Consider the following 12,564-nt stretch of genomic DNA (forward strand, 5'->3'; position numbering starts at 1 on the left):
ATAGCTCGCTTAGTGTTTGACATTAGGGGAGATTTATTTTTAATGAATACACGGGAAGTAGCTCAGCTTGGTAGAGCACTTGGTTTGGGACCAAGGGGTCGCAGGTTCGAATCCTGTCTTCCCGATTAATGGCGGTGTAGCTCAGCTGGCTAGAGCGTCCGGTTCATACCCGGGAGGTCGGGGGTTCGATCCCCTTCGCCGCTATTTTTGTACTTTAGGTGCTGGACCTTTAGCTCAGCTGGTTAGAGCTCTCGGCTCATAACCGAGTGGTCGTAGGTTCAAGTCCTACAAGGTCCATTTACGGAGGATTACCCAAGTCCGGCTGAAGGGAACGGTCTTGAAAACCGTCAGGCGTGTAAAAGCGTGCGTGGGTTCGAATCCCACATCCTCCTTTCATATTGTTAACGCGGGATGGAGCAGCTAGGTAGCTCGTCGGGCTCATAACCCGAAGGTCGTAGGTTCAAATCCTGCTCCCGCAATAGATTTTGGCTCGGTAGCTCAGTTGGTAGAGCAATGGATTGAAGCTCCATGTGTCGGCGGTTCGATTCCGTCTCGCGCCATAGAAATAGTTTTACTATTATTTTTGGGCGCGTAGCTCAGATGGTTAGAGCGCACGCCTGATAAGCGTGAGGTCGGTGGTTCGATTCCACTCGTGCCCATTATTAAATATTGGAGAATTACTCAAGAGGCTGAAGAGGACGGTTTGCTAAATCGTTAGGTCGGGTAACTGGCGCAAGGGTTCGAATCCCTTATTCTCCGTTTGTTAACGAGACTATCTTTTAGATATTCTCGTTTTATTGTATCTAAATGGTTAGGGTAGTGTATGAAACGTTATAAATTTTCTAGATTGATTATTTCTTTTGCTGTTCTTTTAGTTCTTTCTTTCTCTTTGTTATTTTTATCTTCTAATTCTAGCTTAGTAAATTTTAGTGGGGTTTCTAGTTTGTTGAAAGAATCGACTTCCTTTCTAAATCCCTTGTTTGCAAAGCCTGTTTCTTTCCTTTCTAGTAAAAAGGATTCTATTGCTGAATTATTAGTTGCTTTTGATGAAAATAAACAATTGAAAAAGACGATTACCCAACTTGAATCAGTTATTTCTGAGAATGATTCATTAAAATCTGAAAATGCTAGCTTAAGAAATGATTTGTCTTTGAAAGAATTATATTCTGAAAAACAGTTTATTCCGGCTTTGGTTTTTTCTAGAACACCAAATGCTTGGGACCAAGAAGTTATTTTAGATATAGGATCTACTAATTTAATTGTCCCTAATATGTTAGTTGTTTCCAATGGTGGTCTCATTGGTTTAGTTGATTCTGTGACTGCTCATACTACAACTGTAAAGTTATTAACGAATTCCAATAATTTTACAAAACTAGCTGTTAAATTATCAATTGAAGATGAGACGATTTATGGAATTTTATCTGGGTATGACAATGATTCTCACTCTTTGATTGTTACTCAGTTAAATAGTGAGAAAAAAATTCCTGATGGAACATTGATTGTGACTAGTGACTTAGCTGGTGATATCCCCTCTAATATTCCTATCGGAAAGGTAGTTTCTATCCGCACAAATAGTAGTAGCTTGAATCGAGAGCTATTTATTGAACCGCTAGCTGATTTTTCAAATATTTATTCTGTAACAGTGGTTGGTGAAGAATAATGAAAAGTAAGTATTTAGTCTTTTTAACTCCAATTGTATTATTTGCTTTATTTTTTATAGATAGTCAATTGACGACGGTTTTAACAAATTTATCTCCCCGTTCTATGTTTATATCGAGTTATTTAATCCTTATCTTTGGTTTCTTTTGCTCAAAATCATTGCCATGGGTTTATAATATGATTGCCTTTACATTTGTAGGTTTGTTCTATGATTTGTATTATTTTGGAATTGTTGGAATTGCAGTGACTTTATTTCCTTTAGTGATCTATTTTATTCATTATGTTTATCAAAACATACCACTTAAACAAGTTACAAACTTCATGTTACTGGTTATTATTATATTTTTCTTTGAATTTTTAAGTTTTTTATTCGCACGGCTTTTTCAATTAACAAATCTGTCTATGTTCTTATTTGTTTTCTATGATTTGATGCCTAGTCTTGTCTTTAATTCACTTATTTTGTTATTGATACAACCTTTATTTTTTAGATGGTTGAAAATAACAAATAAGACATAAAATTGTAACAAACGCGTAACATACTATCGCGTTTTTTTTGTTAAAATGATATAGTCGATTAGAAAGAATAGAGGAGTTATACCTATCTATGAAGAAAAAAGTTTTAGCAGCATTGTTAGTAAGCACAATCACTTTGACAAATTTTGGAACAGTTGCTTTGGTACAAGCTGATGATACTGATGCCCAAATCGCAGCACAAGAAAATAAAATCAATAGTATTTCAGCCCAACAAGCAGCAGCTCAAGCGGAAGTTGACGCGATTCAAGGCAGAGTAGATGCTATTCGTGCAGAACAAGAAAAATTAAATGCAGAAAATGAACGTTTAGAAGCTGAATCAAGAAAATTGGCTGAAGAAATTCAACAATTATCAGCTGATATTGTTTCACGTGATGCAGCACTAAAAGAACAAGCTCGTAGTGCTCAAACGGATGCTTCTGCATCAAGCTATATCAACACAATTTTAGATTCTAAGTCAGTTGTGGACGCCGTTTCTCGTGTGAGTGCGATGCGTGAAATTGTTTCAGCAAATAATCGCATGTTGGAACAACAAAAAGCTGATAAAGAAGCGATTGCAGAAAAGCAAAAAGCTAATCAAGAAGCCATTAATATTGTTGAAGCTAACTGGAAAACATTGGCAGATGATGCTGAGGAACTAAAAGCACAAGAAGCAGCACTTAAAGTTGCTCAATTGAATTTGGCGGCTGAAAAAGCAACTGCTGAAGATCAAAAAGCAGCATTGCTTGAGCAGAAAGCGGCAGCTCAAGCAGCGGCTCAAGCAGCGGCAGCTCAACAAGCAGCTTACCAAGCTCAACAAGCAGCACTCAGACAACAACAGCAGCAGTCTGTAACACCAGTTCAGGCTTCTACAGCAGGTGCTAGTACTAGTACTTCTACTCCAGCAGTCACTCCTACTCAAACTACACCAGTGCAGTCTGCACCAGTAACTCAAGTATCTACAAATACTCCAACTCCTACTCCAAGATATTCGAGTGGAAGCAATACATATCCAGTAGGACAATGTACTTGGGGAGTAAAAGAAGCAGCGCCTTGGGTTCATAATTATTGGGGTAATGCTAATCAGTGGTTGTATTCAGCTCGTGCAGCTGGTTACCGTACAGGTTCTACTCCACAAGTTGGTGCAGTAGCAGTTTGGACTTCAGGTTATTATGGTCATGTTGCAGTTGTTACAGCTGTCAACGGTTCTCAAATCAAGGTTGTTGAGTCAAACTATGCTGGTAATCAATATTTAGGAGATTTCCGTGGTTGGTTTAATCCAGCAGCTGATGGAGTTTCAGGATACATCTATCCAAATTAATAAAATCAAAAAGATTGGGAGATTCTCAATCTTTTTATTTCTTTTAATTTTGTTTGAAAAATAGAATAAAAAACGTTAAAATAGAAAGGAAGAAGAAATAGGAGGTTGGCATGGCGTTTTCTGACTTAAAATTGTTTGCACTTTCGTCGAATCAGGAGTTGGCTGAAAAAGTTGCAAAACATATTGGGCTTTCATTAGGGAAGTCAACAGTTCGTCAATTTTCAGATGGTGAGATTCAGGTCAATATTGAGGAGTCTATTCGTGGCAGTCACGTATATATCCTTCAATCGACGAGTTCACCGGTTAATGATAATTTAATGGAAATTTTGATTATGGTGGATGCTTTAAAGAGGGCATCAGCTGGGTCAGTAAATGTAGTTATTCCTTATTATGGTTATGCACGACAAGATCGAAAAGCTCGTGCTCGTGAACCGATTACTTCCAAACTAGTTGCCAATATGTTGGAGACAGCTGGTGTGGATCGTTTGTTAACCATTGACTTGCATGCATCTCAAATTCAAGGTTTCTTTGACATTCCAGTAGATCATTTGATGGGAGCACCATTGATTGCAGATTATTTTGAGCGTCGTGGAATGGTTGGAGATGGCCATGTAGTTGTTTCTCCAGATCATGGTGGTGTAACCCGTGCCCGTAAACTGGCGCAATTTTTGAAAACGCCGATTGCGATTATTGATAAACGTCGAAGTGTTGATAAGATGAACACTTCTGAGGTGATGAATATTATCGGTAATATTGAAGGCAAGACCTGTATCTTGATTGATGACATGATTGATACAGCAGGAACGATTTGTCATGCTGCAGACGCTCTCGCAGAAGCAGGTGCTGTTGCCGTATATGCGTCTTGTACGCACCCTGTTTTGTCAGGTCCAGCTATGGACAATATTGAAAAATCAGCAATTGAGAAATTGGTTGTTTTGGATACGATTCAAATCCCTGAGGATCGCTTGATTGATAAAATTGAGACGATTTCAACGGCAGAATTGTTGGCAGAGGCGATTATTCGTATTCATGAAAAACGTCCTTTATCTCCATTGTTTGAAAGCCATCGTTAATAAGAAGTTAATTGAAAATTCATGGGTTTTCCCTATGGATTTTCTTTTTGTTCAAATTGTATTATAATAGTAAAAAGTGATTGTGAGGATAGTGTATGATATTAACAGATCGTTTTAATAAACAACTGGATCGGATTGAGGTTTCGATGATTCGGAAATTTGATCAATCCATTTCAGATATTCCAGGGGTTTTAAAATTAACCTTGGGGGAGCCAGATTTTACAACACCGGACCATGTAAAAGAAGCTGCAAAAGCAGCGATTGATGCCAATGAGAGTCATTATACTGGTATGGCCGGTCTTTTAGAATTGCGGGAAGCTGTTGCTGAGTTTATGGCTGAAAAATACAATCTTTCCTACAAGAGTGACCAAGTTTTGGTGAGTATTGGGGCAACTGAGGCTCTCTCTGCTTCTCTAGTTGCAATCTTAGAAGCCGGAGATACGGTTCTGCTACCTGCTCCTGCTTATCCAGGGTATGAGCCGATTGTGAACATGATGGGGGCAGATATTGTCGAAATTGATACGACTGAAAATCAATTTGTCCTAACGCCTGAGATGTTGGAAAAGGCTATACAAGAGCAAGGCGATAAGCTTAAAGCTGTGATTTTGAATTACCCTACCAATCCAACGGGTGTGACCTATTCTAGAGAGCAAATTAAGGCCTTGGCGGCGGTTATTGAGAAATATCCCATCTTTGTCTTGTCAGATGAAGTGTATGCAGAGTTAAACTATACTGGTGAACCCCATGTATCGATTGCCGAGTACCTGCCAGAACAAACGATTTTGGTACAAGGTTTGTCTAAATCCCATGCGATGACGGGTTGGCGGATTGGTTTTATCTTGTCCTCGCCAGAAATTATTGCTCAGGTGATCAAGAGCCACCAGTATTTGGTAACAGCTTCTGCCACTCCAATGCAGTTTGGGGCGATTGAGGCCTTGAAAAATGGTAAAGACGATGCTCTTCCAATGCGGGATGAATATAAGGTTCGCAGAGATTATATCATTGAAAAAATGTCTGACTTGGGCTTTGACATCATCAAACCAGATGGAGCTTTCTATATTTTTGCTAAAATTCCAGCAGGTTACAACCAAGATTCAATGGCTTTCTTACAGGATTTTGCCCGTAAAAAAGCTGTGGCCTTTATTCCAGGAGCTGCCTTTGGAAAATTTGGTGAAGGTTATGTCCGCCTCTCTTATGCGGCCAGTATGGAAACCATTCGGGAAGCGATGGAACGGTTGAAGGAATATTTGGAAGAATGCAACGGATAGAAACCAGAGGCTTGGTCTTGTACAACCGCAATTTCCGAGAAGACGACAAGCTGGTCAAGATTTTTACGGAACAAGCAGGGAAGCGAATGTTTTTCGTGAAACATGCCAGCAAATCCAAACTCATTGCGGGAATTCAACCCCTCTCTTTTGCAGATTTTATTGTGAAAATCAATGAGGATGGTCTAAGCTATATTGATGATGCGCACCAAATTAAGACTTTTCAACAAATTCACCAGGATATTTTTCAACTAGCCTATGCTTCGTACATTGTTTCTTTAGCTGATGCTTGTATGAATGACGGCATTCAGGATGCGGCCTTATTTGCCTTTTTGGAAAAAACCTTGGAACTGATGGAATCAGGTCTGGATGCAGCCGTCTTGACCAATATTTTTGAAATTCAACTCTTGTCACGTTTTGGGGTTTCGTTGAATTTTCACGAGTGTGCAGTTTGTCACCGGGTAGGCTTGCCCTTTGATTATTCGTATCGGTTTTCAGGTGTCTTGTGCCCACAGCATCTGCATGAGGATGAACGAAGAAGTCATGTCGATCCAAATGTCTTATACTTGCTGGACCAGTTTCAATCGATTTCCTTTACGGATTTGGAGACTATTTCCATTAAGTCGGAGATGAAGCAAAAAATCCGTCTCTTTATTGATCAATTGTATGATGAGTATGTTGGTATTCATTTGAAAAGTAAAAAGTTTATTGATGATCTGGATAAATGGGGAGACATCATGAAAAAATAGAAAGACTGCTATTAGCGGTCTTTTTTGCTCCAAAAGACAGTCAGTTGTCACAAGTGGGCCTTATCAAAAAATGAAAAAGAGTTGAAAATATGCTATAATAAGGCCAGTATTTGTGATGAAGGAGTCAAAAAATGAAGAAAATCGCCATTGATGCAATGGGTGGAGATTACGCTCCAAAAGAAATCGTTGAGGGTGTTAACCAAGCGATTGCGAATTTTAAGGATATTGAGATTGTCTTATACGGAGATGAGAAAAAGATACAAGAGCATTTAACGGCTACGGAACGTGTTCGAATTGTGCATACAGATGAAAAGATTAACTCTGATGATGAGCCAGCAAAGGCTATTCGCCAGAAGAAAAAGGCTTCCATGGTCTTGGCAGCAAAAGCTGTAAAAGATGGGGAGGCGGATGCCGTTTTATCTGCAGGAAACACTGGAGCTCTCTTGGCGGCAGGACTATTTGTAGTGGGGCGTATCAAAGGAATTGAGCGACCAGGACTCTTGTCTACCTTGCCGACGGTTACAGGCCAAGGATTTGATATGCTGGATCTAGGTGCCAATGCAGAAAACACAGCCCAGCATTTGTACCAGTATGCTGTTCTAGGCTCTTTCTATGCAGAGCATGTGCGTGGGATTGCAAATCCTCGTGTTGGCCTCTTGAACAACGGGACGGAAGACACCAAGGGAGATACACTTCGTAAAGAAGTGTACGGATTGTTATCTAATGATGCCTCCATTCATTTTATTGGGAATGTCGAAGCGCGTGAGCTTTTAAATGGGGTTGCTGATGTAGTAGTTGCGGATGGTTTCACGGGAAACGCCGTCTTGAAAACCATTGAGGGTACGGCAAAATCCATTATGGGCCAATTAAAATCCTCTATCGAAAACGGTGGTTTGAAAGCGAAGATTGGGTATCTTTTCATGAAAGATAGTCTTCGCTCGATGAAAAAGACATTGGACTATTCCGATGCGGGTGGTGCCGTATTGTTTGGACTGAAAGCACCTGTTGTGAAAGCACATGGTTCTAGTGATGCTAAGAGCATCTTCGCGACTATTCGTCAAATCCGTACGATGTTGGAGTCAGATGTTGTTAGCAAATCTGTTCAGCAATTCTCAGTAAAGGAGACAAAAGATGACAAGTGAGATGATTTTTGAAAAAATACAAAGTATTATTCATGAACAAAAAGGTTCTGATTTTGTTGTTACACCCGAATTATCTATTCAAGATGGCTTAGCGGCTGATTCTGTTGAAGTAATGGAATTTGTGATTGCTGTAGAAGATGAGTTTGGTATCGAAATCCCGGATCAGGCTATTGAAGACTTTCATACTTTGTCGGACATGATAAAACATATAAAAACTAACGTTCGCTAATTGCGGACGTTTTTTGTTTATTTTGTATTATCTTCTGTTTATTGTTTTGTTTTTTAGATTCTTGTGCTATAATCCAATTATAAAACCAAGAAAGGCGAACGATAAAATGACCAAGAAGTTAATTTATTCGGGGAAGGCCAAAAATTTATACAGTACAGCAGACGAGAATGTGATTATTGCCCAATACAAGGACCAGGCGACCATGTTAAATGGGGCGCGTAAAGAAGAGGTTCAAGGGAAGGGGCGGCTCAATAATCAGATTTCGTCTCTTATTTTTAGGCAGTTAGAGGCAGCTGGTATTCAGACGCATTTTGTTGAAGAATTGTCAGAAACCGAACAAAGTAATTTCAAGGTGGACATTATTCCCTTGGAAGTGGTGTTACGGAATTACACAGCAGGTTCATTCTCCAAGCGATTTGGGATTGAGGAAGGTCAACTCTTGCCTGAGCCGATTGTGGAATTTTACTATAAAAATGACGACTTAGACGACCCATTCATCAATGACGAACACGCATTGTTCTTAAAGGTTGCTACTGCTGAGGAGTTGGTTTATCTAAAAGAAGAAGCCCGTCGCATAAACGAGGTTCTCAAGGATCTGTTTGCGAAAGTTGACTTGACCCTGATTGATTATAAGTTGGAATTTGGTCGTACGTCAGCTGGTCAGATTATTTTGGCAGACGAAGTATCTCCAGATACTTGTCGCCTCTGGGATGCAGAGGGCAACCATATGGATAAGGATGTTTTTCGTCGTAATCTTGGATCGGTGACTGCTGTTTACCAAGTTGTTTTGGATCGATTGAATGCATTGAAAGAGGGAAAGGAATAAATTCGTCTAAAAGAGTGGAGACTGATGGTGTCCATCACATTTTTGCCGAAGGGGTAGTAAAATCATGAACAAACGGATTTTTGTTGAGAAAAAAGAAGCGTTTCAGGTCAAGTCAGAGGCCTTGGTCAAGGAATTGCGTGAAAACCTGCAGTTGACTAGTTTAGAGAGTTTACGCTTGGTCCAGGTCTATGATGTCTTTGGATTGGAAGAGGCTTTGTTTGTAGCTGCCGAAAAACACATCTTTTCAGAGCCAGTGACAGATACTGTCTTGACTGAAAAGGAAGTTGCCTTGGCTGACCATGCTTATTTTGCGATTGAGGCCTTGCCAGGTCAATTTGACCAGCGGGCAGCATCTGCACAAGAGGCTTTATTCCTCTTAGGAGCAAACCAAGATGTGACTGTCAGAGCAGCCCAACTTTACCTTTTAAATAAAGACCTTGACCAGTCGGAATTGGAAGCTATTAAAAAGTACTTGCTCAATCCTGTTGACTCACGTTTTAAGGCTATTGAAAAGGGTTTACAGGAAGAACAGTTTAGTCAGTCTTCTGAAGATATTCCTGTTTTGGACATTTTTGGACATTTTGGAGAGGCGGAGTTTGCTGACTACAAGGCCAAGCATGGCTTGGCTATGGAAGTTGCCGATTTGCTCTTTATCAAGGACTATTTCCAATCGATTGGGCGCTTTCCAACAGAGACGGAATTAAAGGTGTTGGATACTTACTGGTCGGATCACTGCCGTCATACAACCTTTGAAACAGAGTTGCGTCAGGTTGATTTTTCGGCCTCTAAATTTGAGGCCCAACTGCAGGCAACTTATGACAAATACTTGGCCATGCGGGAGGAATTGGGGCGGAGTGAGAAGCCTCAAACCCTCATGGATATGGCGACGATTTTTGGGCGTTATGAGCAGGCTAACGGTCGTTTGGACGACATGGAAGTGTCGGATGAGATCAATGCCTGTTCAGTGGAAATTGAAGTCGATGTTGATAGCGTCAAAGAACCATGGCTTCTCATGTTTAAGAACGAGACCCACAATCACCCAACGGAAATCGAACCATTTGGTGGCGCGGCAACCTGTATCGGTGGAGCCATTCGGGATCCTTTATCAGGGCGTTCCTATGTCTATCAAGCCATGCGGATTTCAGGAGCGGGTGACATTACCCAGCCGATTTCAGAAACGCGTGCAGGTAAATTGCCACAGCAGGTGATTTCCAAGACAGCCGCTCATGGTTACTCTTCATATGGGAACCAAATCGGTCTTGCGACGACCTATGTTAAAGAATACTTCCACCCTGGCTTTGTAGCCAAACGCATGGAGTTAGGAGCGGTTGTCGGTGCTGCTCCAAAAGAAAATGTGGTTCGTGAACAACCAGCGGCGGGAGATGTGGTCATTCTTCTTGGTGGGAAAACCGGTCGTGACGGTATCGGTGGGGCAACGGGATCGTCTAAGGTCCAGACAACTGAGTCGGTTGAGACAGCTGGTGCTGAGGTCCAAAAAGGGAATGCCATTGAAGAGCGGAAGATTCAGCGTCTCTTTAGAGATGGTGAAGTGACCCGTCTGATCAAGAAATCCAATGACTTTGGTGCAGGTGGGGTCTGTGTGGCCATCGGTGAGTTGGCTAACGGGTTGACTATTGACTTAGATAAGGTCCCTCTCAAATACCAAGGCTTAAATGGAACAGAAATTGCTATTTCAGAAAGCCAGGAACGGATGGCTGTTGTGGTCCGTCCGGAAGATGCGGCAGCCTTTATTGCAGCAGCAACCAAGGAAAATATCCAAGCGGTTGAAGTGGCGACCGTTACGGAGGACCCTCGTTTGGTCATGACCTGGAAAGGTCGGACAATCGTTGATATTGAACGGGCCTTTTTAGACAACAATGGCGTGCGCGTGGTCGTAGACGCCAAGGTAGTGGACCATGAAGGTGAGATTCCTGAGGCACGCGTGACGACAGCAGAAACCCTTGAAGCTGATACAATCGCTGTCCTTTCTGACCTCAACCATACCAGTCAAAAAGGCTTGCAGACGATCTTTGATTCCTCTGTCGGTCGCTCTACCGTCAATCACCCATTAGGTGGGCGTTACCAGGTGACCCCAACAGAAGCATCTGTTCAAAAATTACCTGTTCAACACGGAACAACGCAAACAGCATCAGCCATTGCCCAAGGCTACCATCCGTATTTGGCGGAATGGTCTCCATATCACGGTGCAGCCTATGCTGTGATTGAAGCAACGAGCCGCTTGGTAGCCGCTGGGAGCCAGTGGAAACAAGCCCGTTTTTCTTACCAAGAATACTTCCAACGTATGGACAAGCAGGCAGAGCGTTTTGGTCAGCCTGTGGCGGCCTTGTTGGGTTCTGTTGAAGCCCAAATCCAGTTGGGCTTGCCATCTATCGGCGGGAAGGATTCCATGTCAGGGACCTTTGAAGAGTTAACAGTTCCACCAACACTTGTGGCTTTTGGGGTGACCACAGCATCTGTTGACAAGGTGCTCTCGCCAGAATTTAAAGCTGCTGGTGAAACGATTTACTACATCCCAGGCTATGCTTTATCAGAAAATATTGCTTTTGACGGCATCAAAGCCAACTTTGAGCAATTTGCGGCCATTCAAGACAAGTATAGAGTGACGTCTGCTTCTGCTGTGAAATATGGTGGTGTCCTAGAAAGCCTTGCCTTGGCCACATTTGGAAACCGCATCGGGGCTGAGGTGTCGCTTGCTGACCTGCCGTCCAGTTTGACAGGGCAATTGGGTGGATTTGTATTCACGTCTCCGGATGTTATTGACGGCCTTGAAAGCATCGGTCAAACAGTGGCGGAATTTACTTTATCCGTTAACGGTGTGAGCCTTGCTGGTGACAAGCTCTTGTCTGCCTATGAAGGGACGTTAGAAACAGTTTATCCAACAACCTTTGACCAGGAAACAACTTTGGCCGCTGTTCCTCAAGTGGTGACGGATGTGGTGAAGACAGCTAAAGAAACTGTCGATCAACCGCTCGTTTATATTCCGGTCTTTCCTGGAACTAACTCAGAGTATGATTCTGCTAAGGCTTTTGAACAAGCTGGCGCTCGTGTAGACTTGCTACCGTTTCGAACCTTGGATGCCAAAGCCATTCAACAGTCGATTGAGGAGATGGTCGCAAAAATCGGTGAGAGTCAAATCCTCTTCTTTGCAGGTGGCTTCTCTGCGGCAGATGAGCCAGATGGTTCTGCCAAATTTATCGTCAATATCTTATTGAATGAACACGTGCGTACAGCCATTGATGCCTTCATCGCGCGTGGCGGACTCATCATTGGTATCTGTAATGGCTTCCAGGCCCTAGTCAAATCTGGTCTCTTGCCGTATGGGAACTTTGAGACAGCTTCTGAAACCAGTCCAACCCTCTTTTACAATGATGCCAACCAGCACGTTGCCAAGATGGTTGAGACCCGTATTGCCAATACCAATTCACCTTGGTTAGCTGGTGTCACATTAGGCGATGTCCATACGATTCCAGTCTCCCACGGGGAAGGGAAGTTTGTCGTGACGGCTGAAGAGTTTGCAGAGCTGCGTGACCATGGTCAAATTTGGAGTCAGTATGTCGACTTTGAAGGAAATCCAAGTATGGATAGCCGTTACAATCCAAATGGTTCTTTCTATGCCATTGAAGGGATTACTAGCCGAAACGGTCAAATCATCGGGAAAATGGGTCACAGCGAACGCTGGGAAGAGGGGCTCTTCCAAAATGTCCCTGGTCTAAAAGACCAAGCTTTGTTTGACAGTGCGGTCCGTTATTTTACAGGGAAATAAATAGGG

10 protein-coding genes and 8 tRNA genes are annotated in these 12,564 nt (G+C 42.2%); all 18 read left to right on the forward strand.

Annotated features, from left to right (window positions below):
- Positions 1–51: 51 nt before the first annotated feature.
- The 18 genes from ACVR1I_RS10510 (at position 52) to ACVR1I_RS10595 (ending at position 12,558) form a co-directional block, all read left to right on the forward strand.
- Positions 52–125 (forward strand) — tRNA-Pro (locus ACVR1I_RS10510).
- Between the two features lie 5 nt (positions 126–130).
- Positions 131–204 (forward strand) — tRNA-Met (locus ACVR1I_RS10515).
- A 19-nt stretch (positions 205–223) separates the two neighbouring features.
- Positions 224–297: transfer RNA gene (locus ACVR1I_RS10520), tRNA-Ile, on the forward strand.
- 5 nt (positions 298–302) lie between these two features.
- A tRNA-Ser gene (locus ACVR1I_RS10525) sits at positions 303–392 on the forward strand.
- Between the two features lie 13 nt (positions 393–405).
- Positions 406–479 (forward strand) — tRNA-Met (locus ACVR1I_RS10530).
- Between the two features lie 8 nt (positions 480–487).
- Positions 488–560: transfer RNA gene (locus tag ACVR1I_RS10535), tRNA-Phe, on the forward strand.
- A 25-nt stretch (positions 561–585) separates the two neighbouring features.
- Positions 586–659: transfer RNA gene (locus tag ACVR1I_RS10540), tRNA-Ile, on the forward strand.
- Positions 660–671: 12 nt separating this feature from the next.
- Positions 672–759 (forward strand) — tRNA-Ser (locus tag ACVR1I_RS10545).
- 64 nt (positions 760–823) lie between these two features.
- Positions 824–1,660, forward strand: a complete 837-nt coding sequence (gene mreC, locus ACVR1I_RS10550) for a rod shape-determining protein MreC (RefSeq protein WP_447443975.1) — start codon at positions 824–826, stop codon at positions 1,658–1,660.
- Positions 1,660–2,175: a rod shape-determining protein MreD gene (mreD, locus tag ACVR1I_RS10555; protein WP_447443976.1), complete on the forward strand. Its 516-nt coding sequence runs from the start codon at positions 1,660–1,662 to the stop codon at positions 2,173–2,175. Before mreC ends, mreD begins: the two co-directional genes overlap by 1 nt.
- 88 nt (positions 2,176–2,263) lie before the next feature.
- Positions 2,264–3,490: a peptidoglycan hydrolase PcsB gene (gene pcsB / locus ACVR1I_RS10560; RefSeq protein WP_447443977.1), complete on the forward strand. Its 1,227-nt coding sequence runs from the start codon at positions 2,264–2,266 to the stop codon at positions 3,488–3,490.
- Positions 3,491–3,600: 110 nt separating this feature from the next.
- Positions 3,601–4,563, forward strand: a complete 963-nt coding sequence (locus ACVR1I_RS10565; protein ID WP_447443978.1) for a ribose-phosphate diphosphokinase — start codon at positions 3,601–3,603, stop codon at positions 4,561–4,563.
- Between the two features lie 95 nt (positions 4,564–4,658).
- Positions 4,659–5,831, forward strand: a complete 1,173-nt coding sequence (locus tag ACVR1I_RS10570; protein ID WP_447443979.1) for a pyridoxal phosphate-dependent aminotransferase — start codon at positions 4,659–4,661, stop codon at positions 5,829–5,831.
- The gene (recO, locus tag ACVR1I_RS10575; protein ID WP_447443980.1) at positions 5,819–6,577 is read left to right on the forward strand and encodes a DNA repair protein RecO; all 759 of its coding nucleotides are present in this window, start codon (positions 5,819–5,821) and stop codon (positions 6,575–6,577) included. The genes ACVR1I_RS10570 and recO overlap by 13 nt, the downstream gene beginning before the upstream one ends.
- 131 nt (positions 6,578–6,708) lie before the next feature.
- A complete protein-coding gene (plsX, locus tag ACVR1I_RS10580) occupies positions 6,709–7,719 on the forward strand; it encodes a phosphate acyltransferase PlsX (RefSeq protein ID WP_447443981.1) in 1,011 nt (336 codons plus the stop codon).
- Entirely contained in the window at positions 7,709–7,948 is a 240-nt protein-coding gene (locus tag ACVR1I_RS10585) for an acyl carrier protein (RefSeq protein WP_447443982.1), read from the forward strand. The genes plsX and ACVR1I_RS10585 overlap by 11 nt, the downstream gene beginning before the upstream one ends.
- Positions 7,949–8,054: 106 nt before the next feature.
- Entirely contained in the window at positions 8,055–8,774 is a 720-nt protein-coding gene (gene purC / locus ACVR1I_RS10590; protein WP_447443983.1) for a phosphoribosylaminoimidazolesuccinocarboxamide synthase, read from the forward strand.
- A gap of 64 nt (positions 8,775–8,838) precedes the next feature.
- The gene (locus ACVR1I_RS10595; protein WP_447443984.1) at positions 8,839–12,558 is read left to right on the forward strand and encodes a phosphoribosylformylglycinamidine synthase; all 3,720 of its coding nucleotides are present in this window, start codon (positions 8,839–8,841) and stop codon (positions 12,556–12,558) included.
- Positions 12,559–12,564 lie beyond the last annotated feature (6 nt).

The sequence above is a fragment of the Streptococcus cameli genome, from assembly GCF_053207365.1.